The 26,998-nt window shown below is 68.2% G+C and carries 18 protein-coding genes and 1 pseudogene; 8 read left to right on the plus strand and 11 right to left on the minus strand.

Going from position 1 to position 26,998, the window contains the following annotated elements; all coding sequences use genetic code 11:
• Positions 1 to 31: 31 nt before the first annotated feature.
• From ACFRU2_RS22780 to ACFRU2_RS22810, 7 genes are all read left to right on the plus strand, one after another.
• Complete coding sequence (locus tag ACFRU2_RS22780) at positions 32 to 472, plus strand: hypothetical protein (protein ID WP_382975193.1); 441 nt, start codon at positions 32 to 34, stop codon at positions 470 to 472.
• 7 nt (positions 473 to 479) lie between these two features.
• Positions 480 to 716, plus strand: a complete 237-nt coding sequence (locus tag ACFRU2_RS22785) for a hypothetical protein (RefSeq protein WP_382974873.1) — start codon at positions 480 to 482, stop codon at positions 714 to 716.
• A 378-nt stretch (positions 717 to 1,094) separates the two neighbouring features.
• The gene (locus tag ACFRU2_RS22790; RefSeq protein WP_382974876.1) at positions 1,095 to 1,502 is read left to right on the plus strand and encodes a cobalamin B12-binding domain-containing protein; all 408 of its coding nucleotides are present in this window, start codon (positions 1,095 to 1,097) and stop codon (positions 1,500 to 1,502) included.
• Positions 1,499 to 2,821 carry a methylaspartate mutase gene (locus tag ACFRU2_RS22795; RefSeq protein ID WP_382974878.1) on the plus strand — a complete coding sequence of 441 codons (1,323 nt, stop codon included), beginning with the start codon at positions 1,499 to 1,501 and terminating at the stop codon, positions 2,819 to 2,821. The genes ACFRU2_RS22790 and ACFRU2_RS22795 overlap by 4 nt, the downstream gene beginning before the upstream one ends.
• 12 nt (positions 2,822 to 2,833) lie before the next feature.
• Positions 2,834 to 3,868, plus strand: a complete 1,035-nt coding sequence (locus tag ACFRU2_RS22800; protein ID WP_382974880.1) for a DMT family transporter — start codon at positions 2,834 to 2,836, stop codon at positions 3,866 to 3,868.
• Entirely contained in the window at positions 3,865 to 4,884 is a 1,020-nt protein-coding gene (locus tag ACFRU2_RS22805) for an aspartate-semialdehyde dehydrogenase (protein ID WP_382974883.1), read from the plus strand. Before ACFRU2_RS22800 ends, ACFRU2_RS22805 begins: the two co-directional genes overlap by 4 nt.
• Positions 4,881 to 5,990, plus strand: a complete 1,110-nt coding sequence (locus ACFRU2_RS22810) for an aspartate kinase (protein WP_382974885.1) — start codon at positions 4,881 to 4,883, stop codon at positions 5,988 to 5,990. The genes ACFRU2_RS22805 and ACFRU2_RS22810 overlap by 4 nt, the downstream gene beginning before the upstream one ends.
• A gap of 133 nt (positions 5,991 to 6,123) precedes the next feature.
• Here the strand turns inward: ACFRU2_RS22810 and ACFRU2_RS22815 are convergent, their stop codons facing one another.
• Positions 6,124 to 7,056, minus strand: coding sequence for a methylenetetrahydrofolate reductase (locus ACFRU2_RS22815; protein ID WP_382974888.1), 933 nt, complete (start codon positions 7,054 to 7,056; stop codon positions 6,124 to 6,126).
• A gap of 12 nt (positions 7,057 to 7,068) precedes the next feature.
• Positions 7,069 to 7,287 (minus strand): adenylosuccinate synthetase, encoded by a 219-nt coding sequence (locus ACFRU2_RS22820; RefSeq protein ID WP_382974891.1) that lies wholly within the window; start codon positions 7,285 to 7,287, stop codon positions 7,069 to 7,071.
• Between the two features lie 699 nt (positions 7,288 to 7,986).
• On the opposite strand from ACFRU2_RS22820, the gene ACFRU2_RS22825 reads away from it, so the two are divergent.
• Entirely contained in the window at positions 7,987 to 8,766 is a 780-nt protein-coding gene (locus ACFRU2_RS22825) for an aminotransferase class IV family protein (RefSeq protein ID WP_382974894.1), read from the plus strand.
• 246 nt (positions 8,767 to 9,012) lie between these two features.
• On the opposite strand, the gene ACFRU2_RS22830 is transcribed toward ACFRU2_RS22825, so the two are convergent.
• The 9 genes and pseudogenes from ACFRU2_RS22830 to ACFRU2_RS22870 form a co-directional block, all read right to left on the minus strand.
• Entirely contained in the window at positions 9,013 to 10,509 is a 1,497-nt protein-coding gene (locus ACFRU2_RS22830; RefSeq protein WP_382974897.1) for an MFS transporter, read from the minus strand.
• Positions 10,510 to 10,659: 150 nt separating this feature from the next.
• Positions 10,660 to 11,778, minus strand: a complete 1,119-nt coding sequence (locus ACFRU2_RS22835) for an HAD-IIIC family phosphatase (protein WP_382974900.1) — start codon at positions 11,776 to 11,778, stop codon at positions 10,660 to 10,662.
• 10 nt (positions 11,779 to 11,788) lie between these two features.
• On the minus strand, positions 11,789 to 12,751 hold the full coding sequence (locus tag ACFRU2_RS22840; protein ID WP_267038625.1) for a 3-oxoacyl-ACP synthase: 963 nt from the start codon (positions 12,749 to 12,751) through the stop codon (positions 11,789 to 11,791).
• Complete coding sequence (locus tag ACFRU2_RS22845; RefSeq protein ID WP_382974903.1) at positions 12,748 to 13,848, minus strand: acyl-CoA dehydrogenase family protein; 1,101 nt, start codon at positions 13,846 to 13,848, stop codon at positions 12,748 to 12,750. The genes ACFRU2_RS22840 and ACFRU2_RS22845 overlap by 4 nt, the downstream gene beginning before the upstream one ends.
• Complete coding sequence (locus ACFRU2_RS22850; RefSeq protein ID WP_382974906.1) at positions 13,841 to 14,116, minus strand: acyl carrier protein; 276 nt, start codon at positions 14,114 to 14,116, stop codon at positions 13,841 to 13,843. Before ACFRU2_RS22850 ends, ACFRU2_RS22845 begins: the two co-directional genes overlap by 8 nt.
• Positions 14,109 to 14,834, minus strand: a complete 726-nt coding sequence (locus tag ACFRU2_RS22855) for an O-methyltransferase (RefSeq protein ID WP_382974909.1) — start codon at positions 14,832 to 14,834, stop codon at positions 14,109 to 14,111. Before ACFRU2_RS22855 ends, ACFRU2_RS22850 begins: the two co-directional genes overlap by 8 nt.
• A complete protein-coding gene (locus tag ACFRU2_RS22860) occupies positions 14,834 to 15,694 on the minus strand; it encodes a 3-hydroxyacyl-CoA dehydrogenase family protein (protein ID WP_382974912.1) in 861 nt (286 codons plus the stop codon). The genes ACFRU2_RS22855 and ACFRU2_RS22860 overlap by 1 nt, the downstream gene beginning before the upstream one ends.
• Positions 15,695 to 15,737: 43 nt before the next feature.
• On the minus strand, positions 15,738 to 16,544 hold the full coding sequence (locus ACFRU2_RS22865) for an arylamine N-acetyltransferase (RefSeq protein WP_382974914.1): 807 nt from the start codon (positions 16,542 to 16,544) through the stop codon (positions 15,738 to 15,740).
• Positions 16,537 to 26,961: pseudogene (locus ACFRU2_RS22870) on the minus strand (SDR family NAD(P)-dependent oxidoreductase); the annotation flags it as partial. The gene ACFRU2_RS22865 and the pseudogene ACFRU2_RS22870, both read right to left, overlap by 8 nt.
• Between the last annotated feature and the right edge of the window lie 37 nt (positions 26,962 to 26,998).

Raw genomic sequence — 26,998 nt, forward strand, 5'->3', positions numbered from 1 at the left:
GACACTGATCGGCAAGCTCTTGGCAGCCCGAATCATCGCCACTCTCGCCACGACGGCCGGGCTGGCCGTCTTACCTCCCGCCGAGGCGCACGCCGGCGTCATCGGCTCGACGCCCGTCACCGGCTTCGACTACCAAGTCGGCGGTGTCACCATGAAGGTCCCGACGGGCTGCATGTTCACTCACGTCATCCGCGGCGAAGGCAAGAAGATCACCTACCAGAACGCCGGCGTCGACTGCGGTTTCGTAGGTGCCCTCAATTCAGGCTTCTGCAACTGGCGCATCGACTTCACCTACGCGGACACCGACAACAAGACCTACCGCACGTCCCGAGGCAAGACGCACACCGAGTGCGAGATCCATCCCCTGCGCGACAACGCACCTCAGACACTGCCTCGTTACGGCAAGGCCTGCGCTCACCTCAGCGTCAACGGTGTGCGCCGGGTCAGTCAGTGCCACCACATCACGAAGTGAGCCGCACATGACCACCCAGCCTTCACCCGACGAATCCGCGTGGGAAGCCCAGCTCCGCCGTGCCGGCCTGGCGGCCTTCCTGCTGGCCACCGCGGCGTCCTTCGCGTTCTTCGCCTTCTTCCCGGGGCTTCCCCACGTCATCGACTGGGGCGCGATCGTCACCTCGCTCGCCGTCGGCGCCCTGGCCCGCTGGGCACGGCGGTCCCAGCTGTCGAAAAGACGCGGCGCTCACCCACAGAGCTGATCGCCCCCGCAACCGTTGGGCGGAGCGGCTGACCGCGCACGGCAGCCGACTGGCGGTGCCGTTGCCGCCGACGGCGGCCTTCGCGGACTCGGAGCAGCTCGGGCGGGCCGTCAGGGCGTGGCCAGCTAGGTCCTGGCCGGTGCGTGCCAAGGGGACGAAGGTGCTGGTCGATCGCGCTTTCTGGGGTCCGCGAACGGCACCATGCGGCCCGGGCGTTTCATGCCAGCCGCAAGTGCTTACGCGCGGGATGCACGGGGGGAGAAGCTCTCTCCAACGCCAACGGGAAACGGTCTCCAAACAGACCGCATGCCGTGCCGTCGCCCCCCACCCCCACTCGTCGAGGAACACCGCCACCGAGCAGCAGGAGCCCAGCACGCCATGAGAGTCCTCATATCCAGTGTCTCCTCGGATTCACACACCTGGAATCTCGTCTATCTCCAGCTCCTGCTGGAGGAACTCGGTCATCAGACCGTCAATCTCGGTGCCTGTGTGCCGGAATCACTGCTGGTGCAGGAAGCCCTCAGCGAGCGTCCCGACCTGATCGTCATCAGCAGCGTCAACGGTCACGGCCACCAGCAGGGTGGTTCGTACGTCCGCGCCGTGCACGAGCACCTTCCCGGACTTCCGGTCGTCATCGGCGGCAAGTTGGGCACTCGGGGAGACGGGAACGCCGACTACATCGCCGACCTGCTCGACCAGGGATTCTCCGGGGTCTTCGTCGGTGACGACGCGATTCCGGAGTTCGTCCGGCACCTCGAGCACCTCGACGCCCTGGTCGCGGCGTGACGACCTCACCGGCGCCCACCGCCTTCTCCGCCTACGTGGCCGAGCACCACGCGCAGGGCCGGCTCGTGGTCCAGCCCCGCATGGGCTTCGGCACCATCCCCCGCATGCGTGACGGTCTGCGGGCCGTCGCCGGCGCACGGGCCGACACCGTCGCCACCCTCACCCTGGACAGCTACACCAGGGTCGGCGATCACGCGGCCGCCGACCTCGCCCTCCGCGACGGCCACGACCTGAACGGCTATCCCCTCGTACTGCACGGAGCCGCCGACACCCGCGACATGGTCGCCGAGGCCGTCGGCACCCGCGTACCCGTCCAGGTACGGCACGGATCCGCCCAGCCCCTGAAGATCTTCAGGACCCTGCTGGACGCGGGACTGGACGCCACCGAGGGCGGCCCGGTCTCCTACTGCCTGCCCTACAGCCGAGTTCCGCTCGCCAAGGCCGTCGAGGCCTGGGCCGAGTGCTGCGAGATCCTCGCGCCGGGCCCCGGCGACGGCAGGCCCGGACACCTGGAGAGCTTCGCCGGCTGCATGCTGGGCCAGTTGTGCCCGCCCTCGCTGACGGTCGCGCTCAGCGTCCTGGAGGGGCTCTTCTTCCGGCAGCACGGTCTGCGCAGCATCTCGCTGAGCTACGCCCAGCAGGTGCACGCCGGGCAGGACCTCGAGGCCATCCGGGCACTGCGCCGACTCGTCGGCGAGTTCCTGCCCGGCCTGGACACCCACATCGTCGTCTACACGTTCATGGGGCTCTTCCCCAGTACTCCCGAGGGCGCTGCGGCGATCTCCCGCGACAGCGTGGAACTGGCCATGTCGGCCGGCGCGCACCGGCTGATCGTCAAGACCGCCGTCGAATCCTCGCGCATCCCCACGGTCGCGGAGAACGTCGAGGCGCTGGAACTCGCAGCCGAGCACGCGGCCCGCTTCGGGCAGCAGGCCGCTCGCGTCGCCCGTACGGAGCACCGCGACGAGAACGGCGAGTACGACGAGTACGGCGCGGACAGCGAGACCTACCTGGAGGCACGCGCCCTGATCGATGCGGTCCGCGGGCTGCGTCATGACATCGGTGACGCCCTGGTCACCGCGTTCCGTACCGGTGTGCTGGACCTGCCGTACTGCCTCCACCCGGACAACGCCGGGCGGACCCGGACCGCCTTCACCCCCGAGGGGCGGCTCACCTGGGCCGACACCGGCCGGATGCCCCTGCCTCCGCGGAGCGCGCGCACGGCCCCCCGCGCGGGCGGATCGGCCGAGCTGCTCCGGATGCTCGGCGAGAACCAGAGGCGCTACGACCGCCGGCCCGCACCCCCCGTCCTTCGATAGAAGAGGTTCACCATGAGCGCAGCCCCGACCGGAGCGGCCCTGGAACGCAAGGGCACCCTCCAGCTGTCACTGGCGATGGCCCTCTCGGGCACGATCGGCGTCTTCGTGGTCGAGTCCGGAGCCACTCCGTTCAACGTGGTGTTCTTCCGCTGCGTGTTCGGCGCGGTCGCACTCGGCCTGTACTGCCTGGCCGGCGGATTCTTCCGTGACCATGGCTTCACCCGGCACAAGGTTCTCCTGACCTGCCTGGGCGGCGTGTTCATCGTCTTCAACTGGGTGCTGCTCTTCGAGTCGTACCGGTCCACGTCCATCTCGGTCGCCACGGTCGTCTACCACACGCAGCCGTTCTACGTGGTCCTGCTCGGCGCGCTCTTCTTCCGCGACAAGCTGACGGTTTCGAAGTTCGCCTGGCTGGCCGTCGCCTTCGGCGGACTCGTCCTGGTCGCCGGGGTGTCCCCCGCCGACCTGGTCGGAGGCGGCAGCTACCTCCTCGGACTGGGCGAGGCACTGCTCGCGGCCCTCTTCTACGCGCTCTCCACCATCTTCACCAAGCGCGTGACGGGCGTGCGGCCGCATCTGGTCGCCCTGATGCAGGTCCTCGTGGGCATCCCGCTGCTGCTTCCGTTCACGCGCCTCGCGGAAACCGCGGGCCTGGGCGCCGGCTGGGCCTGGCTCGTCGGCCTCGGAGTCATCCACACCTGCGTGATGTACGCCCTCATGTACTCCTCGTACCAGAAGCTGCCCACGTCCAAGATCGCCGTGCTGGCCTTCATCTACCCGGCCGTCGCGATGTTCTGCGACTGGGCCGTGTACGGACACCGCGTGAGCCTCCTCCAGGCCCTGGGCATTCCGCTGATCGCCGCCGCGACCCTGGGCATCAACCTCGGCTGGCGCTTCGGTCCGAGCCGCCCGGTCGCCCCGGTTGCCCCGGTTGCCGAGCCCACCCCCCTTGCTCCTGTCGTCACCCCCGTCCCCACTCCTGTCGCCCCTGTGGCAGTCCACGCCGCCGGTCCCGTACCGGCCCTCCCTTCCCGGAGCACCACGTGAGCCGTTCGCGTCCACCCCGTATCGCCGTCGTCGGCGGCACCGGAGCCGTAGGCCAGACCCTGCTCGGCCTGATCGAGCAGCGCGGATTCGCCCACGAGTCCGTGCGGCTGATCGCTTCGGAGCGGTCCGCCGGCCGCACCGTGTCCGTCCTCGGCCGGAGCGTCGTCGTCGAGGACCTGCGCACCGCGGACTTCTCCGACGTCGACATCGCGTTCTTCTCCGCGGGTACGCCCGTCAGCGCCGAATGGGCGGGGAAGGCCGCCGGGGCAGGTGCCCTGGTGATCGACAACACCAACGCCTTCCGGATGGACCCCGCATCGCAGCTCGTCGTTCCGCAGGTCAACGGCGCCCTGCTGGCCGAGCGCCCGATCTCCGGGATCGTCGCCAACCCCAACTGCTCGACCATTCCGCTGGTTCGTCTGCTGCGCCCGGTACACGAGACCTTCGGACTGCGGAGCGTCTACGTCTCCACCTACCAGGCTGCCTCCGGCGGCGGTCAGAACGGCATCGACGAGCTGTACGACGGCGCGCGCAGCATTCTGGCGGGCGACACCGCTCAGGCCCGGCGGTTCAGCCGCCCGCTGGCCTTCGACGTCCTGCCGGCCATCGACGTGCTGCAGGACGACGGCTTCACCCTCGAAGAGCGCAAGATGCGCCAGGAGTCCCGCCGCATCCTCGATCTGCCCGGACTGGACCTCGTCGCGACCTGCGTACGGGTCCCCGTGGAGAACGGGCACAGCGAGGCCGTCACCCTCGAGTGCAACCGCCCGGTGGACGCCGCCGAACTGGCCCGGCTGCTGGACGCCCAGGACGAGGTCAAGGTGTGGCACGAGGGCTGGCCCACGCCCCGCACCATCGTCGACGCGCCCGATCTGGTCCACGTCGGCCGCATTCGGGTCGACCCCGAGCGCCCGAACCGCGCCCTGCTGTGGCTCGTCGCGGACAACCTGAGGATCGGCGCCGCACTCAACGCACTGCAGATCGCCGAACGAGCCGTCCAGGAGGGCATCGCATGAGCAGCACCACCGACCACCGCCCCACAGGCGTACTGAAGTTCGGCGGGTCCAGCTTCGCCTCCGCCGGCCACTACCGCGACGTGGCCGCGCACATCAGAGCCCGGGTCGACGCCGGGGAACGGCTCGTCGTGGTCGTCAGCGGCATGCCGGGCGCGACCGAGAACCTGCGCGAGATCGCCCGGTCCATCGACCCCGGCGTCTCCGTGGAAGCGCTCCACGGGGTGCTGCCCCTCGCGGACACCATCGGCGCGGGTCTGCTGCGGATAGCCCTGCAGGGCGAGGGAGTCGACGCGGTGATGCTGCACGGCGACCGCACCGGACTGCACTCCGACGGCACCCGGCACAAGGGGGCCACGCTCACCGGCTTCGACCCGGGCCCGCTGGAGCAGGCGTTCACGCGCGCTCCCGTGGTCGTGCTTCCCGGCGGCCAGGCCGACGACGGGGCCGGGACCCCGGCCTGGCTCGGTAAGAACAGTTCCGACCTCAGCGCCACGGCGCTGGCCGGTGCTCTGGGCCTGAAGAGCTGTGAGATCTACTCCGACGTCAACGGCGTGTACGACGCCGACCCCCGCCTGGTCCCGCAGGCGCGGCGCATTCCCGCCCTCTCCTACGAGGACGTCGTGCTGCTCGCCCACCACGGCGCGAAGGTCCTGCACCCGGAGGCGGTACGGACCGCCCAGCGCCACTCGGTGCAGATCGTCTGCCGGCTCAACACGGGCGACTTCGAAGCGGGTTCGGTGATCGACGGCATCGGCGACGGCATCGGCGCGGACGCCGTGATCATCGACGCCCGCTCGGTCGTCGCCGAGTTCGGGACCCCGTCCGAGGCGGAGCTCGCCCTCGCGGCACTCGAATCCGCCGGGGTGTCCGTGAGCGCCCCGGACTGGCCCGGCCGCCATCTGGTGGTGGTGAACGGCGGCTTCTTCGACGTGCGACGCTGCCTCGACGAGAACGGGCTCACCGGCGAGATCACCGATGAACGCATGGTGACCGAAGTCCGCGCCGGACACCCCGTGCTCCACGTGGCCCCCACCGCGGATTCCGCCCTGGCCTGGGGACACCGACTGCACGCCGACCTCCGCGACAGGGCATCCGTACCGGCCTGACCCCGGGAAAGGCAAAAGCCCCAGGTCACGGCGAGTGAGTCCTGGGGCTTCCACAGAGCCGCCTTCGGGATTCGAACCCGAGACCTACGCATTACGAGACCATGAGCGTTCGTGCCAGTCGCTTCTCTGTGATTCAGCCCAGCAGGTCGCGGATCTCCCGGGCGAGGTCGATGGAGGCCTCGATCTCGAGTTTGCGGTTGGTGAGGCTCTCGACGTTGATCCCGAACGGCAGGCCGAGGCGGCGGCAGTACTCGATCAGGGCCCGGGCGTTGAGAAGGCACTGCTCGTACGAGGCGGTGAGGGGGTCACCGTGGGTGATCTCGGCCCGGAGCCATCGCGGGACGTCGATGCCGAGCCAGGTCATGAACTCCAGGGTCTTCACCGACCCGCACGGGGCCAGGGTCAGCACAACCGGCTTCGGGTCCAGGCCCCGGTCGCGGCAGTCTTGGGTGTAGTCGGAGAGCAGGTTGAGGGTGTGGTTCAGGTCGTAGCAGACCTGGGAGACGAAGAACTCGCAGCCAGCGTCCTGCTTGCGCAGCATGCGTGCGTGCTCCGTCCCCGAGGCGGCGTGCCGTTCGGCGATGACCACGCCGCCCATCCGCGGCGCGAGGGAGAGTCCGGCATGCCTGCTGTAGGCCTCGGAAAGGCTCGTCCGGACCACTTGGTGCCGGGAGGCCGCGCCGACCAGAACGGTCAGCACCCGGTCGCGGTCGGCCTTCGACCACCAGTTGTCCAGCTGGTCGCCGGTGTACTTGCCCACGGCGCGGTAGACGATCACCGGGCCGGCCCAGTCGGCGAAGTGGTCGTCGACGAAGTGGGCCGGGTCCATCATCGGCATGAACGGGAACGGTCGCGGGGCCTCGGTCCGGTCGGCCTCGGCGTCCACGTCGTAGAGGATGAGCCCGTCGATCTGCACCGACCGGAGCCGGTTCAGGGCCGCGGCGGCAACGGCGGCAGCCTGGTCGGGAGTGGTGGTCTGCCGTGGTGGGGTCAGGCCGTACAGCAGGACACCGTCACGGGTGCGGTCCAAGAGCCCAGCGACTGTTGTTATCTCGGCGGAATCCATGCACCAATCATGTCAGAAACTCCCACCTGACTCGCTGTTTTCGCGGAGCGTTGAAAAGGCGACGCAGATTCCGATTCTGTCGAAGGTGTCGAGGACGTCGAGCTTGGTGAGCGCGATGCTCGTGTACCGGTTGAGCTCTACCACAGAGCGAACATAGACGAGGTCGAGCCAGCCTCCGCAAGGACCGCGACTCGGCGGCGGCCTCGGCGTCGACTTGCCTTGCAGTTTCAATCCGGCGTTCGGTCGCGACGGTCAACACGGTAAACCTTCTTGCAAAACCGACTGGCAGCCTCATCTATTACAGGGCAGTGGGTTGTTCTTAGGGGAATTCACGTCCATCACTACTACCCATCGCCCAAGCAACCGCGTCGGCGGATTTGACCATTGGCCTCGATCCTTCAGCGGCCTGTCCTCGGTGATCGGATCGGCGGTTCGCCCGTACTGTCCCGATGCCGTTCAGGGCGGGCCGTCGCATGACGCTGCGGTGACGCCGGGTTCGGTCGATCCGCAGCCGGCGGCGGCGGGCATGAGCCGCGAGCCGGGCGGGCAGGTGCATGAAATCTGATCCGCTCTTCGAATATCGGCCGGGCTGGACCGCCGGCAGCACGAGGAAGTCTCGAACTTGAACAATCGGGGCCAGGCGCCGATTACGAATTCAGCGCTCGCGCCTTGGTCTCCAGAGTCCGATTCCATTCACGGGATCGCTGACCTGATTCCCGCTGTGGACTCGTCAGACTGTAACGGCTGAGGCTTTTGGTGGACCCTTTCGCGGGTTCGCGTCAGAGTCATTGCCTGAGCCAGTTCGCAGAGCACCGCCAGAAAAGCTGGATGTTCTACTGCGAGCACGCAAGTAGCTTATTCGTGGTTGAATGTGAAAGAATGGCGGTTCGATTATCGGTCTGCGGACTTCTTCGAATAATTGAGGACGCGATGGAACTGAATGGCGCTCCGGTCGGCCCGGATCAGATGAGAGTGCTCGCCCTGACCAACTACGGGCATTTCACAACGATGCTGGTAAAGAACTTCGCCGTGCGGGGCCTTTCCCTGCACCTGGAGCGTTTGACGAGGGACTGCCGGCAACTGTTCGACGTCGAACTCGACACCGACGCCGTTCGTCACCATGTGCGGCACGCATTGGCCGCGGATCCTGGGCCGGTCATGGTTCGGGTCACGATCTACGACCCGGCTCTCGACCTCGGGACCATGGGCTCGGACGCGGAGCCGAGCATCCTGGTGACCACTCGACCGGTCGCGCCCGGCGTCTCGGCGCCCCTGAGACTTCAGGCCGCGCGGTACCAACGCGAGATTCCGACGGTCAAACACGTCAGCGTCTTCGGCGCGCTCATGCACCGCCGTCGCGCACAGCGGGCCGGCTTCGACGACGTACTGTTCACCGACGACGGCGGAATGATCAGTGAGGCTTCGACGTCGAACATCGGCTTCGTGAAGCAGGGGCGGGTGATATGGCCGCAGGCCGAATGGTTGCCGGGCGTGACCATGGCGTTGATCAACCAGGAACTCGACCAGTTGACCGTGACGGAGCCCGTCAGCGTGTCCGACCTACCGGACATGGAGGCCGCGTTCGTCACCAACGCAGGCACCGGCGTTCGGGCAGTGTTGTCCGTCGACCGCACCGAATGGCGCACCGACCACGAGGTCCTGGACAAGGTGCGAAAGCTGTACGAGGAAACCCCCCACGAGTCTTTGTAAGACGCCGCTGTTCAATCGAACACGCGATTGAGGCTGCGCCAGCAGGTGAGTCGAGCACCCATCAATAGCCACGCGTCCGCGATCCTGGCCTCGGCCGCCGGCCGAGGCCAGGATCGCGCGTGATCTCCACACAGGACGACGTCTCGCGGGCCGCAAACGGCCCCCGCGGGAGACGATCCACTGCGCCCTGCAGATCATCGACCGCATCCGCCTGCTGCTACTGCTCCAGTTCTCCGGACCAGGTCACTAGGCGGGTTGGACGCCCTCGGCAGCAACCGGTTCGGCAGGCTGGGAGTCGGCCGGGGGTTGCTGCCCTCGGATGCCGGCCCGCAGCATCAGGGCCAGCAGCAAGCCGACGACGGCTACGCCCGCACCGCCGGCCAGCGCCCAGGCATGGCCGGCGTTGCTGGCCTCCGCCATGCTGTCACCGTCGGCCAGCGCCGTGTCGAACCGGTGCTGGCTCAGTGTGCTCAGGAGTGCGACACCGATCGCGCCGCCGATCTGCAGGGTGGTGTTGTTCAAACCGGACGCCGCGCCGGCCACGTCCCCCTCAACCCCGGTGGTGCAGATGATGACCGCAGGCACGATCGCCAGTCCCATCCCGAAGGTGTACAGCATGCCGGGCAGGATGAAGGACAGCACGATGTTGGCGTGCACGTCGAGCACTGCGACCCACCACACCAGAGCGACCGCTTGGAGCGAGAACGCGAGGACCAGCACAGTGACCGGGGCCATCCGGGCGAACAACCGGACCACGATGTTGGCGCCGGCGAACAGCCCCAGGCAGATCGGGGTGGTCAGCAGGGCCGCCTCGACGGGCGAGTAGCCGCGCTCGGCCTGCAGGTGCAGAGTCAGCACGAAGAAGATCCCGACCAGCAGCGTGCCGAGCACCACGTTGGTCAGGTTGCCGAAGACGACGTTGCGCAGCCCGAACAACTGGCGAGGAATCAGCGGCACGGCGGCCCGAAGCTGCCGCAGGACGAACACCGCGAGCAGCACCACCGCGGCGGCGAGGGCACTCAGCACGGCCGCCGAGGTCCAGCTCTTGTTGCCGCCCTCCAAGAGGCCGTACAGCAGCAGGCACAGTCCGCCGGTACCGGTCAGGGAACCCCACACGTCCATGCCACCCGTGGCGGTCGGTGCGCTCGCGGGCACTACCCGAACGCCGAACACGAGCAGAAGGAGCATGATCGGGACGTACACCAGGAACGCCGCCTGCCAGGCGATGGCGGTGAGCAGACCACCGAAGACCGTTCCGGTGGCACCGGCGATCCCGCCGAGGCTGGCCAGAATGGCCAGCGCCTTGTTGCGGTCCGGCCCGGGCTCGAAGATGTCCAGGACCAGCGCCATCGTGGTGGGCAGCACCAACGCGCCGGCCAGGCCCTGTATCGCCCGGGCCGTGACGATCTGCCAGGGCTGCGTCGACAGCCCACAGGCCAGCGACGCGATGCCCATCAGTACCAGGCCGACGGTCAGCACCCTGCGCCGGCCGAAGACGTCCGCTGCCCGGCCGCCCAGCATCAGGAAGCCGCCGAAGGAAAGAATGAAGGCGTTCATGACCCACGCGAGCCCGGTCTGGGTGAAGTGCAGGTCTGTCTGGATCGACGGCAGCGCCACGAACACGATGCTGGTATCCAAGGTCATCAGGTACTGGGCGAAAGCCAGCACGCCGAAGACCAGCCACCGACCCCGTCCTGGCTCGTTCTGCGCGGCCATACTCTGCTTCGCAGCGGTCGACGTCATTCGATTACTCCTGTGCTCTACCGTGGGGGGAGGGGGGATCTCACACCAGGTGTGTTGATTCAATGATTTCGGGCGCAGATCAAGCCACATGCGCGGCATGTGGCGAAAATGCGTTATCTCTGGCAGTTGAGGCTCGGGCGAGGCCGCGGTTTACGATTCCGCCCCGGCGATGCCCCACATGAGGTCGGCAGCCTCGGGCGAACGCACATCGGTGGCATACACCGTCATCGTGGACGGCGGCTCCTGCTGCGTGGGCGTGAGGTGCAGCCGTTCGACCCCCGGTTCGGACGCCGGCGGGATCTCCTCCACGCAGTCGCAGTCCTCGGACCGGAAACCGGCGAAGCTGTAGGCGACCTCGGCCATCCGGTTGCGGTCTGTCTTACGGAAGTCGGCGACCAGGTGGACCCCCGCCTTTGCCGCGGCGTCGGCCAGCCAGCGCAGCAGTATCGTGCCCGCGCCGGAGAAGACCACCCGGCACGATGTGGCCAGCAGCTTGATATTCCATGCGTGCTCGAACTTCTCGATCAGCAGCAGGCCCACCGCGCCATACCCACCGAACTTGTCGTCGAGCGTCACCACGAGCACCTCGTGGGACTCATCCGCGAGCAGTGAGCGCAGTGTCCCGTCCGAGTAATGCACGCCCGTGGCGTTCATCTGGCTCGTGCGCAGGGTGAGTTCCTCGACCCGGCTGATGTCCTCATCGGTGGCGCGTACGATCCGAAGTACGATGCCGAGCGTGCGCAGGAAGTCCTCGTCGGGACCGGCGAACTCGGACTTCGCGGTTTCCCTGCGGGCCGCCGCCTGGTACATCTGGCGGCGCCGCCGTCCGTCGACGGTCATCACCGTGGGTGTGAACTCGGGCAGTTCCAGCAGCTCGGCTGCGCGCTCGGCTTCGTAGCAGCGCACCTCGGGATGGTGGTAGGAGACGTCGGCGCGCTCGGCCGGCATGTCGTCGATGAATGCGATGGCCCCCAGCGCGAACGAGAGTTCCTCCGCGATCTCTTTGACCATGCCGGACTTGGGCGTCCAGCCGATGCGCGGAACGACGAAGTACTCCGCCACTCCGAGTTCCTCCAGCCGGCTCCACGCGTGGTCGAAGTCGTTGCGGCTGCAGACCGATTGCAGGATGCCGCGCTCATCGAGTCCGACGATCACCTTGCGGACGGCGTCGCTCAAGACGACCTTGTCCTGCTCGGCGATCGTCCCCTGCCACAGTGTGTTGTCGAGGTCCCAGATCAGGCATTTGACCAGCGTCGGATCGTTCTCCATCAGATGACTCCTAGATCTCCCACAGCGTGACGATCCACGCCGCCACGGGGCTGTTGTTGAGCACCAGCACGAAATCCCCGCGGCTCAGGCCTCCCATGGACACGACCCGCTGGAGGTTGAGCACGACATCCATGGCCCCGAGGTGCCCGGCGTCGGCGAGGTGTGCCCGGCAGAACTGGTGGATCGGCAGCTCGAGGGTCTGCTCGTAGAACTGGAAGGCGCTTTCGGTGACGTTCTGCATCAACGTCGCGGAGACTTCCGCCTTCGTGATCCCGGCGTCCTTGAGCACGCCGTCGACCAGCGCACTCAACCGGACCCTGCTGTGCATGGCCAACTCGAAGCTGTACCGGTCGCGTGAGCGGCACTCCTCGCGCCACTCCGGCATCGGGCCGCTCTTGTAGTCGACATAGAACAGGTCGTGGAAGGCGCCATCGGTCTCCTGCCGGTGGGCGCGCAGCACCGGCCGACCGCCGCGCACGACCGTCATGGCGTAGGCGCCATCGCCGATCACCGTGACCGGATAGCGGATCCGGAAATCGCCGGTCGGCAGGCTGGCGAAGGTGATCAGCACGCTCTCGCGACTCGGGTCCGCGATCAGCAGATCTCGGGCGAGGGCCCAGGCCGCGGACGAGCCCGCGCATCCGAGACCGTCCACGGCGAAGGCGAAGGCGCTCTTGACCTCGCCATGCGCCTGGGCCTTGCAGACGTCGGACCCGATCAGCACATCCGGCGCGCGCGGCCCAACCATGATCATCACATCGGGGTTCCCCCCGTACTCCTCAAGCAGCGTCTTGCAGGCCCGGCCGGCCAGCGAGCCGACATCGCCGTCCTCGAATATGCCGACCGTGCGCACGCCGGAGGTCTCCAGGAACTCGCGCTCCATCGAGCCGAGTTCAGATACTTCGGGCAGTTCGGTCACGGCAACCCGCCGCGGCGGCAACAGGCACGTGATCGCTCCGATACCGATCGTCATCGGCCCGCTCCCATCACCCGATCGGCCAGAATCATCTGGCTGACCTCGCTACTACCTTCGATGATCTCCATGAGCTTGGCGTCCCGGTAAGCGCGGGCGACGACGTGCCCGTCCTGCGCTCCCGCGGAGGCCAACACCTGAACCGCCGTCGCGGCACCCTGGGCCGCTGCCCGGGAGGCGACGAGCTTGGCGAGTACGGCTGCCGTGAACTGGTCGGGTGAGCCCTCGTCCCAACAGTCGCTGGCACGCTCGCAGGCCAGAGTCGCGGTGCGCTCCGCAACGTACAGTTCCGCCAGATGACGGGCGACGAGCTGGTGCTTGGCGATGGGCACGCCGAACTGCCGCCGGTCGCGTGCGTGCGCCGTCGCCGCGGCCAAGCAGGCGCGCAGGATTCCGACGCAGCCCCAAGCGACCGAGAGACGGCCGCAGGTCAGCGCGATCGTGGTGAGCATGGCCAGGGACTGCCCGGCGGCGCCGAGCAGGTTCGCGCGCGGAACGCGTACCGCGTCGAGCGTCACCGTCGCATGCCCGGCGGCGCGGCAGCCCAGCGGCGACCGCGCCGGGTCCCGCCGGACGCCCGGGCTGGTCGCCGGAATGATGACGGCAGCGCCACCGTCGCCGTAGCGGCCGAACACGACGAGCAGATCCGCGTACACGGAGGCCGTGATCCAGGTCTTGACGCCGTCGATGACGAGGCTGTCCCCGTCCTCGCGGATCACGGTGGACATCGCCGACAGATCGCTTCCGGCGTCCGGTTCGCTGAACGCGACGGCGACGAGCTCGCCACCGGTGAGGCGGGACAGGTAGTCCTCGCGCTGGGTACGGTCGCCGAGCCGCGAGATGGTCCAGGCGCCCATCTGCTGTGAGGTCATGACGCTCCGAAGCGAGCTGCACAGGGAGCCGACATGGGCCGTCAGCTCCCCGCACTCCTTGCCGGTCAGGCCGAGCCCGCCGAACTGCGTCCCGATCTCGGGGCACAGCAGGCCCTTGCCGCCGAGCCCGCGCAGCAGGTCCAAGGGGATCTCGCCGGCCAGGTCCCAGCGCTCTGCGGCGTCACCGACCGCCTCGGTCACGATCGCGGACAGGTCTTCACGCATCGGCGGGCTTCCTCAGCCGCAGCACCAAGTCGGTCATCGCGCGCACGGTGCGGAAGTTGGCCAGTGCGAGGTACTCGCGTTCGACGGCGACGTCGAAGGACTTCTCCACGTAGACGACGAGCTCCATCGCGAACAACGAGGAGAGGACTCCGGAGTCGAACAGGTCCTGCCCGACCTCCCACTCGAGCTTGGTCCGCTCGGCGAGGAAATCGAGCAGCCGCTGTTCGATCATTGCGGTCGTCAGGTGCTCGGTGGTCGATTCAGGCATGACGCGTTCCTTCTTCTCGTGATGATCCGTCGGGGGACGGGCTCTGTGGGTCCGGCGCGAGCTTGCGCACCAGGGTGATGCCGTCGGCCATCGGGATGAGGGACAGCTCGACGCGATCGTCGTCGCGCAGCGCGGCGTTGAGCTCCCTGATGGCAAGCGTGTCGAGATCCTGCGCGGCGGGATCCACGACACGACCGAAGAACAGGGTGTTGTCGAGGATGATCAGGCCGCCCGGCCGCACGAGGGTCAGCGCGCGCTCGAAGTAGTCGGGATATCCGGACTTGTCGGCGTCGATGAAGATCAGATCGAAGCTGTCGGGTCCCTGCTCGGCGAGGAGCGTGTCGAGCACCTTGGTGGCCGTGTCGAGCCGCAGTTCGATCCGGTCCGCGACGCCCGCGCGCTCCCAGTACCGCTGGGCGATGCGCGTCCAACGCTCGCTGATGTCACAGGTCACCAGACGGCCGCCCGACGGCAGGGCGCGTGCCATGCACAACGCGCCGTAGCCGGTGAACGTGCCGAGCTCCAGCACGTTGCGCGCGCCCACGAGGCTGGTCAGGAGGCCCAGCAGCTGGCCTTCCTCGGGCATCGTGACCATCGCGGCGAGGGCGCTCATGCCGGCGGTCTCGGCCGCCAGATCACGCAGCACCTCGTCGTCGCGCAGGGAGACGTCGCGCACGTACTGCTGGAGTGCGTCGCTCACTTCGACCTGGCCCGCCATCAGAACCTCGCATATTCGTAGAAGCCGCGGCCGGTCTTGCGGCCGAGTTCGCCCTCTGCGACCTTCCGCAGCAGCAGTGGCGAGGGGCTGCATCCCACGTCGCCGGTCCGCTGGTGCAGCACGCGCAGCGAGTCGACCAGGTTGTCGATCCCGATGAGGTCGGCCGTGCGCAGCGGGCCGCTCGGGTGACCGAGGCAGCCCTCCATGAGCGCGTCCACGTCCTCGACCGACGCGCGTCCCTGTTCGACGAGGTCGGCCGCGGCGTTGATCATGCGGTGGAGCAGCATGCTGGTCACAAAGCCGGGTCCGTCTTCCACGACGATCGGTCTGCGCCCGAGCCGCTCGACCAGCGCCTTGACGGCGGCCAGCGCCGCGTCGCCGGTCTGCGGCCCGCGAATCACCTCGATCGTCCTGATCAGCGACGGCGGGTTCATGAAGTGAGCGCCGACGAGGTCCTCGGGGTGTGGTAGCGCCGCGGCGAGCTCGGCGACCGGGATCGACGAGGTGTTCGTGATCCGAGGTGTACCGGGAGCGACCGCCGCCGCTATCTCGGCGTGCAGCTTGGCCTTCGTCTCGAAGTCCTCGGTGACGGCCTCGATGACGGCGATCGCGCCCTCGACGCCGTCCGGCGATTCCGAGGTGGTCAGCTCGCCGGCCGGCACGTCCGGCAGCGCGCCCATCAGCTGGGCCTGCCTGAGGTGTCCGCGGATCTCACCCGACGCGGCGGCGAGCTTGTCCGGATCCACGTCCACCAGCAGAACCGGGACACCGTGCCCGAGCGCGAGCGCGGTGATGCCGACGCCCATGACACCGGCCCCGAACACGGCGATACGGTCGCCGCCCGCTCCAGTCATGTTCATGCGATCTTTCCGTCCTTGATGGCTGACAACGGCGTCTCACCGCTCACGGATGGAATTCCTTTATCCGCTCCGCGCGTTCTTCGTCGGTCACTTCGGGATCGAGGATCAGGTCGGCGAGCTTCTCGTACTCGCCCTGGTCGATCACCATGCGGCTCACTTCTCGGCCGACTTCGTGCTTCATGAGGCGACGGCCGGTCATCAGGACGGTCGAATTGCCGACCACTCTGCTGAGGATCCGGAGATTCGCCGCCGGCCATTCGTTCAGCTGCGCGGCGATTTCGCCGATGCTGGCGGCGAAATCGGCTTGCGAACGCACCACCGCCTTGAACCGGTAGATCCCCGACCACCCTTTCACCGGGGAAAGCCGTTCGAGCACCCACCACTCGCCGTCGGGCACCATGCGGAACTCGAAGCCGTCCTGCCGCTGCACCTCGCCGGTGATTTTGAGCGGCCCGAAGGAGGTCGGTTCGCTGTAGCCGACGTCAGCGATCCACTGCTCACCGTCCAGGTCCACCAGCACGGCCAAGTGCTCGATCTCGGGCCCGAACCGGCCACTCGGCAGTCGCGTGCTCGCCGCCAGCCGGTGCGCCGTGAAACCGAGCTGTTCGAGCAGTTGACGGAACGATTCGTTCAGCTCGTAGCAGCTTCCACCGGCCCGGCTGACGATCGCACGCTGAAAGGCCTGCTCCACGTCGAATTCCGCGCCGGTCAGGAAATCGGCATCGTGGGGCTGAGTGTTGTACGGCACGGCCCGGACATGGCTCTCATGCAGGCCCCGAAGCGTTCGCAGGCTGGGATCGAGCGGCCCCTCGTAGCCGATGGCGGCAAGGTACTGATCAACGTCAAGCATGGGTGTTCTCATTTCTCATCAGTTCCACCAATCGCTCGGCGACCATGAATGGGGTCGGGTGGTCGAACACCAAAGTCGCGGGCAGGGAGGTCCCGGTCAGCCTGGTGATCCGGTTACGGAGCTCGACCGCCGTGAGCGAATCGAATCCGATGTCGAGCAGCGGACTGTCGATGGCGACCAGGTCCCCGGCCGTCCCAAGGATGACGGCCGCTTCGGCGCTGACCAGCCCTGCCAGGTGCTGCACCTGGTCCGCCGGCGCCATCGCGGCCAGCGTCGCCTGCAGTGCTCCCACATTGCCGACGGCGGCAGCGGTGCGGCGCCGCGGTCCAGCCAGCATGCGCGCCAGCGGCCACGCCCACGGTGCCCCGGGGACGGGTCCGACGTGACGGCGCAGGACGGCTATGTCCAGCACCATCGGGACGAGCGCCGGATGTCCGCCGTCAAGCGCCGCGTCGAGCAGCGCCATCCCCTCGGCGGTTTCCAGCGCACCCAACCCGGCCCGGCTGATCCGCTCGATGTCGCCCTGGTCCTTGGACCCGGTCATCGTGGTGGCGTCAGCCCAGTAGCCCCAAGCCAGGGACACCGCAGCCTCGCCGGCGGCCCGGCGGCGAGCGGCGAGAACATCGAGATAGCTGTTCGCGGCCGCGTAGTTCGCCTGTCCCGGGGTGCCCAACACCCCGGCGCCGGACGAAAATACCACGAACGCCGCCAGGCCGAGCCCACGCGTCAACTCGTCCAGATGCGTGGCCGCGTCGGCCTTCGGACGCAGCACCGTGTCCAACCGCTCCGGCGTGAGCCCACCCAAAACCGCGTCATCCAGCACGCCGGCCGTGTGAATCACACCGCTCAGCGGTACCGGTGCCTCGGCGAGCAAAGCCTGAGCTTGAGCCCGGTCCGCGACATCACACGCCACGATCCGCACATCCGCACCAGCCGCCTCCAACTCCGCACGCAACCGCGCAGCCCCTTCAGCAGCCGGACCCTGACGCGACGCCAGAACCAGACTCCGAACCCCATGCGCAGCAACCAGATGCCGCGCCACGAGCCCACCCAACGTCCCGGTACCACCGGTCACCACCACACAACCCGCACCCAGACCCGCGGCCCGGACGGCGCCGTCGGCGTGTTCAGCCCGGGTGAGCCTGGGAGTCTCGACCTGCCCGTCCCGGAGCCGGATCTGCCACTTGTCCGCCGCCGCGGCCCGGCCGAACAACCCGACCAAGCCCGTGAGTTCAGTGCCAGGGTCCGGGTCGGCGAGGTCGACCAGCAGGATCCGGCCGGGGTTCTCCGACTGGGCCGAACGGACCAGTCCGGCGACCGCACCCGCCACCGGATCGTTGCCCGCCCCCCGGACGATCACAGCCAGCCGAGCCTCACGACAGGCCGGCTCGGTCGTGAACGCCTGCAAGACCTCCAGCGCCCGCGCCAGAACCACCCGCACCCGCGCCAGCTCACCCTCGGCAGAGTCAGTGCTCAACGGCTCCGCGTCGAGGACCAACCACTCGGGCACGTCCTCGCCCAGCGCTTCCAGGTCCGCCACGTCGCCGATCACGACACGGCCCGGTTGACCGGCGGCGGCCTTGCCGCCGCCGGCACGAGCCGTCCCGATGAGGGCGGGCGTCCATTCGACGGCCAGCATCGTCGCCACGGCGCTACTCGCAGAGGAGGCGGTGAGTGCCGACGGATTGATGGGGCGTGAGCTCAGGGCGCCGAAGGTGAGAACCGGGTCACCGGCGTGGTCGGTCAGCTCCATCCTCAGCCCGTCGGGGCCCTGGGCCGCGTGGATCCGGAGGGTGGTGGCGTCGGTGGCGTGGAGGACCACGCGATTCCACGCGAACGGGACCATCACACCACCGGTGACGCTGGGCGGTGCGGTGGCCATGGACAGATGGAGGGCGGCGTCCAAGAGGGCGGGGTGGATCCCGTACCCGGCCACTTCGGTTCCGGTGCCCTCGGGGAAGTGCACTTCCCCGAACATCTCCCCTTCTCGGGTCCAGGCTGCAGTAAGGCCGCGGAACGACGGCCCGTAGGTGTATCCATGGTCGAACAGCCGCTCGTAGAAGCCTTCCAAGGGCACCGGTTCGGCGCCCGGTGGCGGCCAGGCCCCCACGTCAGCACCGTCATGGACAACCGCAGCAGCGACGGAAGCAAGGAACCCCTCGGCGTTCCGCTCCCACCCCTCCTCACCCGAAGGACGCGAGCGGACCGTCACCGGCCGTACCCCTGCCTCGTCGGCCTCCCCGACATGAACCTGAACGTCGACCACGCCCGAGGCCGGGATCCGCAACGGCGCCTGGATCACGAGCTCATCCAGGACCGGGCAATCCACCAGGTCACCCGCGGCGATCGCGAACTCGACCAGACCAGCACCCGGAACCACGACAGTGTCGGTAATCGCATGATCAGCCAGCCACGGATGCGCCTCCAGCGACAGCCTCCCCGCCAGCATCACCCCACCGGGAACATCGACCACCGCGTCCAACAGGGCATGACCCGACGAACCCGCCCCCGCCAAACCGACCAGTGACCGGCCATGCACACTCGGAGCCAGCCAATAGCGATCCCGCTGGAACGGATACGTCGGCAGGGAGGCGACTCTCCCCGCAGGCCCCGTAATCACAGCCGCAAGCTCGGCCACGGAGACAGGACCACCCGCCGCCCACACATCGACCATCGACTGGACGAACCTGGCCGACTCATCCTCATCACGCCGCAACGTCCCGGCCACAACGGCATCCACAACGCCGGCCTGCTCCAGCACGGCCTCGATGCCCATCGTCAGCACCGGATGCGAACTCACCTCGATGAACACCCGGTGCCCCTCGTCCGCCAGACGCTCCAACGCCTCGGCGAACCGCACCCGCGAACGCAGATTCCGCACCCAGTAACCCGCGTCCAGCTCCCCGACAGCCCAGTCCACCTCCACGGTCGACATCATCTTCACCGGCGGATCGAACCCCTCGCCCTGATCCGCATCACCGACCCCGGCCAAGGCGGCGACCGCAGCAGCGGTCAACTCGGCTTCAGCCGCTTCGACATGCACCGAGTGCGATGCGTAGTCCACGGGCAGCAGCGAGGACCGCACCCCGTGCGCCTCGCACTCCTTGCGCACCAGCGCAATGGCATCTCCAGTGCCGGCCAGGACCACCGACGCCGGACCGTTCACCGCGGCGATCTCCACCGCCCGTTCACCGATCAGCGTTCGGGCCCGCTCCTCACCCACCGCAACCGACAACATCGCGCCTCGTCCTGACAGCTGCGCCGCGATCACCTGGCTACGAGCCGCCACCAACCGCATTCCCTGAGCCAGAGTCAACTTCCCGGCAACGACCGCCGCAGCGATCTCGCCTTGGGAATGGCCCACCACCGCGTCCGGAACGACACCGCGCGCTCGCCACATCGACGCCAGCGACACCATCACCGCGAACGACACCGGCTGGAGCACATCGACCCGATCCAGCGACGGAGCACCCTCTACGCCATCGACCACATCCCGCAGCGACCAATCCAGAAGCCGATCACACTCATCCATCCGCGATGCGAAGACAGCGTCGGACGCCCACAGGCCCCGGCCCATCCCCACCCACTGCGCCCCCTGACCGGGGAACACCAACGCCACTCGTCCCACCGAACGAGCCGCCTGCTCCCCGCCCGAAGAAGCAGCCACAGCACGGAGTTTCGCCACAGCTTCATCCCGGTTCGCGGCCACCACTCCGGCCCGGAATTCCCACACCGAACGAGACGTCAGCAACGCACGCCCCACCGCGCCCAGACCGAGCGCCGGCTGCTGTTCGAGGAAGTCGGCCATCTGCCCGGCTGCAGCCCGCAATCCCTCCGGCGACCGCGCCGACACCGCCATCGGCACCACACCCGGCACATCCGAGACCGGCACAGGCTCGTCCGAGTCAGGGACGGCAGCGGCCGGGATGCCGGGAGTGTCCGGGGCTTGTTCGAGGATGACGTGGGCATTGGTCCCGCTGAACCCGAACGAGGAGATCCCCGCCCGGCGCGGACGCCCGGTCTGCGGCCAGTCCCGCTCCTCGGTCAGGATCCGCACATCCCCGACCGACCAGTCCACCTTCGACGAAGGCGTCTCAGCGTGCAGGGTCTGGGGCAGGACCCCGTGCCGCATCGCCAGAATCATCTTGGCGATCCCGATCACACCTGCTGCGGCTTGGGCGTGGCCGATGTTCGACTTCGCCGACCCCAACCACAACGGCTCACCGCCCTCACCGCGGTCGCCATATACCGCAAGCAGCGCCTGCGCCTCGATCGGGTCACCCAGAGTGGTCCCCGTGCCATGCGCTTCCACCGCGTCGACCTCAGCCGGAGCAAGTCCGGCACTCGCCAACGCCTGACGGATCACCCTCTGCTGCGACGGACCATTCGGAGCCGTGAGCCCGTTGGACGCGCCGTCCTGGTTGATCGCACTGCCCCGGACCACCGCCAGGACCTCATGCCCGAGGCGCCGCGCATCCGACAGGCGCTCCAGCACGAGCATCCCCGCGCCTTCGCCCCAGCCCACACCGTCCGCTTCATCCGAGAACGCCTTACAACGCCCGTCGGCGGCGACACCACGGAGCCGGGAGAACTCGATGAACACGCCCGGGTGCGCGATCACGGTCACGCCGCCGGCCAGGGCCATCGAGCACTCGCCCGCACGCAACGCCTGAGCGGCCAGGTGCAAAGCCACCAGCGACGACGAACACGCCGTGTCCACACTCACCGCCGGACCCTCAAGACCCAGCACGTACGAGATACGTCCCGACGCCACACTCGAAATCGCGCCCGTCGCCCGGTATCCCTCGGTCTCAGGCACCGTTCCAGCGGCAGAGAGATAATCGTTGGCGATCAGTCCGGCATAGACCCCAACCCGCTCGCCCCGCAAGGAGGACGGGTCGATCCCGGCTCGCTCCAGCGCCTCCCACGACGTCTCCAACAGCAGACGCTGCTGCGGATCCATCGCCAGCGCCTCACGCGGACTGATCCCGAAGAACCCCGCATCGAACCCTGCCGCGTCGGTGAGGAAACCGCCCTCACGCACATAGGACTTCCCTGCGGCCTCAGGGTCCGGGTCGTACAGGTCACCCAGATCCCAGCCTCGGTCGGTGGGGAACTCCCCCACCATGTCCATGCCCGAGGACAGCAGGTTCCACAGGGCGGCGGGGTCGTCCACACCGCCGGGCAGCCGCAAGCCCAGGCCCACGATCGCCACCGGCTCATCCGTGACCGTCGCGGCCACGGGCATCGCGGAGTGAGCGGGAGCGACCCCAACCAACTCGCCCAGCAGGAAGTCAGCCAGCGCCAACGGAGTCGGGTAATCGAACACCAACGTCGCCGGCAACGGCATCCCAGCCAGAGCGGTCAGCCGGTTACGAAGCTCGACCGACGTCAGCGAATCAAAGCCAGCGTCATTGAACGCCTGGTCAACCCGGACCAGTTCCCGACCCGCACCACCGAGAACGACCGACGCCTCAGCACGCACCAACCCAGCCAGATAGTCGACCTGATCTCCCGCCGCCATCCCGGCCAACGTCGACCGCAACACATCCACAGCGCCACCGCTGGCGGCGGCGCGGCGCCGCGGTCCTGTCAGAGGCCGCAGCAAGCCGGGGACCGGGCCGTCCTGGCGGCGCAGCACAGCCAGATCCAGCGCTATCGGAACCAGCGTCGAATGCCGCGAGACCAGAGCCTGGTCCAGCAACGCCATACCCCGCTCGGCATCCAGCGCGCCCATCCCGACCCGGCTCATGCGAGCCAGATCAGCCTGGGTCAGATTCCCAGTGATCGTGCTCGCCTCAGCCCAGTAACCCCACGCCAAGGACACCGCAGCCTCACCGGCGTCCCGTCGCCGGGCAGCCAGCGCGTCGAGATAGCAGTTTGCCGCCGCGTAGTTCCCTTGCCCAGGGCCGCCCATCACCCCTGAGACGGAGGAGAACACCACGAACGCCGCCAGGCCGAGCCCACGAGTCAGCTCGTCCAGATGCGTGGCCGCGTCCGCCTTCGGACGCAACACCGTGTCCAACCGCTCCGGGCTGAGCCCGCCCAGGACGGCGTCATCCAGTACACCGGCGGTGTGAATCACCCCGCTGAGCGGCCCCGGAACCCCAGCCAGCAGGGCCACCACCTGATCACGATCAGCCACGTCACAGGCGACGATCCGCACGTCGGCGCCAGCAGCTTCCAACTCCGCCCGAAGATCATCAGCCCCCGGAGCAGCACCACCCTGCCGCGAGGTCAGGACCAGACTCCGGACCCCGTGCGCGGCGACCAGATGCCGGGCCACCAGCCCACCCAGCATCCCGGTACCACCGGTCACCACCACACAACCCGCACCCAGACCCGCACCCCGGACAACACCGTCAGGTCCGGTGTCGGCGGTACCCGCCACGAGGGGAACATCCGTGACCCGGGTGAGCCCAGGGGTTTCGGCCTGTCCGTCCCGGACCCGGATCTCCCACTCATCCGCCGCCGCAGCGCGCCCGAACGTCCCCGCGAACTCCGCGAGCTCCACAACGTCCCCGCCGAGATCCCGCTCACCGAGATCAGCCAGCAGGATCCGGCCGGGGTTCTCCGACTGGGCCGAACGCACCAGACCGGCGACCGCAGACGCAACCGGATCACCATCCGCGCCCCGAACCACGACCGCCAACCGGGCATCGCGATGAGCCGGCCCAGAGGTGAACGCCTGCAACACCTCCAACACACGCGCCAACACCGCACGCACCTGCACCAACTCGTCCAGCTCAGAGTCAGCGCCAGAGGAAACGGGCAGGTCCGAGTCCAAGACCAGCCACTCCGGCACGTCCTCGGCCAAAGCCTTCAGACCCGCCGCATCCGCGATCACAGCGCTGGTCGTCCCGGCCGCGCCGCCGCCATCACCGGTGGCGAGGGGGGTCCAGTCGACGGCGAACATCATCGGTTCGGCACCGCCGACGGAGGGGGTGGTGGCAGAGGGGGCGGTGATGGGCCGTGAGGTGAGGGCTCCCAGGGTCAGGACCGGCTCGCCTGCCGTGTCGGCCAGGTCCATCGTCAACCCGCCGGGACCCGTGATCGCCCGGATCCGAAGCGTGGTGGCTCCGGTGGCGTGGAGGGTGACGCGGTTCCACGCGAACGGGACCATCACTTCGCCGGTGTCACCAGCCGGCGTGGCGACCATGGAGATGTGCAGGGCGGCGTCCAGGAGGGCGGGGTGGATTCCGTATCCGTCGACATCGGTGCCCTCGGGAAGGGTGACCTCGCCGAACATCTCCCCCTCACGCGCCCAGACCGCACTCAGACCCTGGAACAGCGGCCCGTACCCATAGCCGTAATCGACCAGCCGCTCATAGAAGCCCTCGACCGAGACCGGCTCGGCGCCCGGCGGCGGCCAGGCCCGCAGATCGGCTCCGTCAGTAACGGAGCCGACAATGGGAGTGAGGAAGCCCTCGGCGTTCCGCTGCCATTCCTGCGTCCCGACCAGACGCGAACTCACCATCACCGGCCGACGCCCAGCAGAGTCGGCACCGGCGTCGGTGACGTGGACCTGAATCTCGACGACACCGGACGCCGGGACCAGCAGCGGAGCATGGATGACGAGCTCATCCAGAACCGGGCTATCCACCCGGTCCCCCGCAGCGATCGCAAGCTCAACAATCGCAGCACCCGGAACGATCACAGCATCGGCGATCTTGTGGTCGGCCAGCCACGGATGAGTGTTCAACGACACCCGCCCCGCCAGCATCACCCCACCCGGAACCTCCACCACCGGACCCAGCAGCGGATGCCCACCAGCCACCTGAGCCATACCGGCAACAGCAGGCGCCAGCCAATAACGATCCCGCTGGAAGGGATATGTCGGCAGCGGAACGACCCGCCCAGGAACAGCGACACCAGGAACCAACGCCGCCAAAGCAGCCGACGTGACCGGCCCGCCCACAGCCCAGAGTTCAACGAGTCCCGCGACCACCGCAACCGACTCCAGCTGATCCCGGCGCGAGAACGCAACCGCCGCAACCGGGTGGTCACTGGACCGGGCGAGATTCGTCAGACTCCCATCCGGACCGATCTCGACCAGGAAGTCGCCCCGGGCCTCAGCCAAGGCGTCGGCATAATGGACCGGTTCACGAACCTGTCGGACCCAGTACTCCGGCGACATCCACTCCTGCCGTCCGGCCGCCGACGGCTCCCGATAGGAGACGCCAGCCGCCACGGAGCCGAACTCCTCCAGCATCGGATCCATGAGAGGCGAGTGGAACGCATGACTGACCGACAGCAGCCGCGCCCGGATCCCCGCACCAGCCGCAGCAGCAACCAGCTCCTCAACTGCGGACTTCTCACCTGAAACCGTGACCGCACGCGGCCCGTTCACCGCAGCAACCCACACACCGGTGCGACCGGCAAGCAGCTCCGCGACCTGCTCTTCACCCGCAGCCAGCGACGCCATTCCGCCGCCGGCCGGAAGCGACTGCATCAGGCGAGCCCTGGCAGCCACCACCCGTGCGGCATCCTCCAGAGACCACACACCAGCCACGAACGCCGCAGCCAGCTCACCGATCGAATGACCGACCAGCGCATCCGCACGAACGCCCCACGACTCCACCAGACGCCACAGCGCAACCTCGAACGCGAACAACACCGACTGCGTATACATCGTCTGATCCAGCAGACCCGCCAGATCCGAACCCGGCTCAGCGAACGCCACCTCACGAAGAGGGAACCCCGCCACCCCGCCCAACTCGGCGTCCAGCGCCGCGCACACCTCATCAAACGCAGCAGCGAACACCGGGAACGCCTCGCACAGGTCCCGGCCCATCCCCGTCCGCTGAGCACCCTGCCCAGCGAACGTGAACACCACCCGGCCCGCCGAACGAGCCGCCTGCTCCTCACCCGAAGAAGCAGCCAGCGCAGAGAGTCTCGCCACCGCCTCATCCCGGCCGGCAGCCACCACTCCAGCCCGGAACTCCCACACCGAACGAGACGTCAACAACGCACGCCCCACATCAGCCAGGTTCGACCCGGGCTGCTGCTCCAGGAAGTCAGCCAACTGCTTAGCAGCAGCCCGCAAACCCTCCGGCGACCGCGCCGACACCACCAACGGCACCACACCCGACGTGTCCGAGGGGGACTCAGCAAGCACGTCCGGCGTCTCAGGAGCGTCCGGGGCTTGCTCGAGGATGACGTGGGCGTTGGTTCCACTGACGCCGAAGGAGGAGATGCCGGCGCGGCGCGGACGCCCGGTCTGCGGCCAGTCACGCTCCTCGGCCAGGACCCGCACATCCCCGACCGACCAATCCACCTTCGACGAAGGCGTCTCAGCGTGCAGAGTCCGGGGCAGGAGACCGTGCCGCATCGCCAGAATCATCTTGGCGACTCCGGCGACGCCGGATGCGGCCTGGGTGTGACCGATGTTCGACTTCACCGACCCCAACCACAACGGCTCACCCTGCTCACCACGATCGCCGTACACCGCAAGCAGCGCCTGCGCCTCGATCGGGTCACCCAGAGTGGTCCCCGTGCCATGCGCCTCGACCGCGTCGACCTCAGCCGCAGCAAGCCCGGCACTCGCCAACGCCTGACGGATCACCCGCTGCTGCGACGGACCATTCGGAGCCGTCAACCCATTCGACGCACCATCCTGGTTCACCGCACTGCCCCGGACCACCGCCAGGACCTCATGCCCGAGCCGCCGCGCATCCGACAGGCGCTCCAACACGAGCATCCCGGCGCCCTCGGCCCAGCCCACACCATCCGCGCTCTCTGAGAACGCCTTACACCGGCCGTCAGGGGCGACACCCCGGAGCCGGGAGAACTCCACGAACACGCCCGGATGCGCGAGCACCGTCACGCCACCCGCGAGAGCCATCGAGCACTCACCCGCACGCAACGCCTGAGCCGCCAGGTGCAAAGCCACCAGCGACGACGAACACGCCGTGTCCACACTCACCGCCGGACCCTCAAGACCCAGCACGTACGAAATCCGCCCCGACGCCACACTCGAAGTCGCGCCCGTCCGGTACCCGTCCAGCTCAGGAGTCGCAGTAGCCACAGACTGGTAGTCGTTGGCGGACAGCCCGGTATAGACCCCCACGCGCTGGCCTTGCAGCGAGGACGGGTCGATCCCGGCGTGTTCCAGCGCCTCCCACGACGTCTCCAGCAGCAACCGCTGCTGCGGATCCATCGCCAACGCCTCACGCGGACTGATCCCGAAGAACCCCGCATCGAACCCCGCCGCATCGGCCAGGAAGCCCCCGACACCAACAGACGACTTCCCCACGGCGTCAGGATCCGGATCGAACAAGCCCTCCAGATCCCAACTCCGATCGGTGGGGAAATCGCCCACCGCATCCGTGCCCGAGGACAGCAGCTCCCAGAACGCCGCCGGACCGTCCACACCGCCGGGCAGCCGCAACCCCACACCCACGACCGCCAACGGCTCTGATCGGACGTCCTCAAGTTCCTTGAGCTGGTGACGG

The sequence above is a fragment of the Streptomyces sp. NPDC056883 genome (assembly GCF_042788835.1).
Classification (GTDB): Bacteria; Actinomycetota; Actinomycetes; order Streptomycetales; family Streptomycetaceae; genus Streptomyces; species Streptomyces stoeckheimensis.

Coding starts and splice junctions, on each gene's coding strand:
- ACFRU2_RS22865 (WP_382974914.1), bottom strand. CDS start 16,544: ATGCTTGACGTTGATCAGTACCTTGCCGCCATCGGCTACGAGGGGCCG.
- ACFRU2_RS22825 (WP_382974894.1), top strand. CDS start 7,987: ATGGAACTGAATGGCGCTCCGGTCGGCCCGGATCAGATGAGAGTGCTC.
- ACFRU2_RS22860 (WP_382974912.1), bottom strand. CDS start 15,694: ATGAACATGACTGGAGCGGGCGGCGACCGTATCGCCGTGTTCGGGGCC.
- ACFRU2_RS22790 (WP_382974876.1), top strand. CDS start 1,095: ATGAGAGTCCTCATATCCAGTGTCTCCTCGGATTCACACACCTGGAAT.
- ACFRU2_RS22815 (WP_382974888.1), bottom strand. CDS start 7,056: ATGGATTCCGCCGAGATAACAACAGTCGCTGGGCTCTTGGACCGCACC.
- ACFRU2_RS22800 (WP_382974880.1), top strand. CDS start 2,834: ATGAGCGCAGCCCCGACCGGAGCGGCCCTGGAACGCAAGGGCACCCTC.
- ACFRU2_RS22835 (WP_382974900.1), bottom strand. CDS start 11,778: ATGGAGAACGATCCGACGCTGGTCAAATGCCTGATCTGGGACCTCGAC.
- ACFRU2_RS22840 (WP_267038625.1), bottom strand. CDS start 12,751: ATGACGATCGGTATCGGAGCGATCACGTGCCTGTTGCCGCCGCGGCGG.
- ACFRU2_RS22850 (WP_382974906.1), bottom strand. CDS start 14,116: ATGCCTGAATCGACCACCGAGCACCTGACGACCGCAATGATCGAACAG.
- ACFRU2_RS22785 (WP_382974873.1), top strand. CDS start 480: ATGACCACCCAGCCTTCACCCGACGAATCCGCGTGGGAAGCCCAGCTC.
- ACFRU2_RS22855 (WP_382974909.1), bottom strand. CDS start 14,834: ATGGCGGGCCAGGTCGAAGTGAGCGACGCACTCCAGCAGTACGTGCGC.
- ACFRU2_RS22810 (WP_382974885.1), top strand. CDS start 4,881: ATGAGCAGCACCACCGACCACCGCCCCACAGGCGTACTGAAGTTCGGC.
- ACFRU2_RS22845 (WP_382974903.1), bottom strand. CDS start 13,848: ATGCGTGAAGACCTGTCCGCGATCGTGACCGAGGCGGTCGGTGACGCC.
- ACFRU2_RS22830 (WP_382974897.1), bottom strand. CDS start 10,509: ATGACGTCGACCGCTGCGAAGCAGAGTATGGCCGCGCAGAACGAGCCA.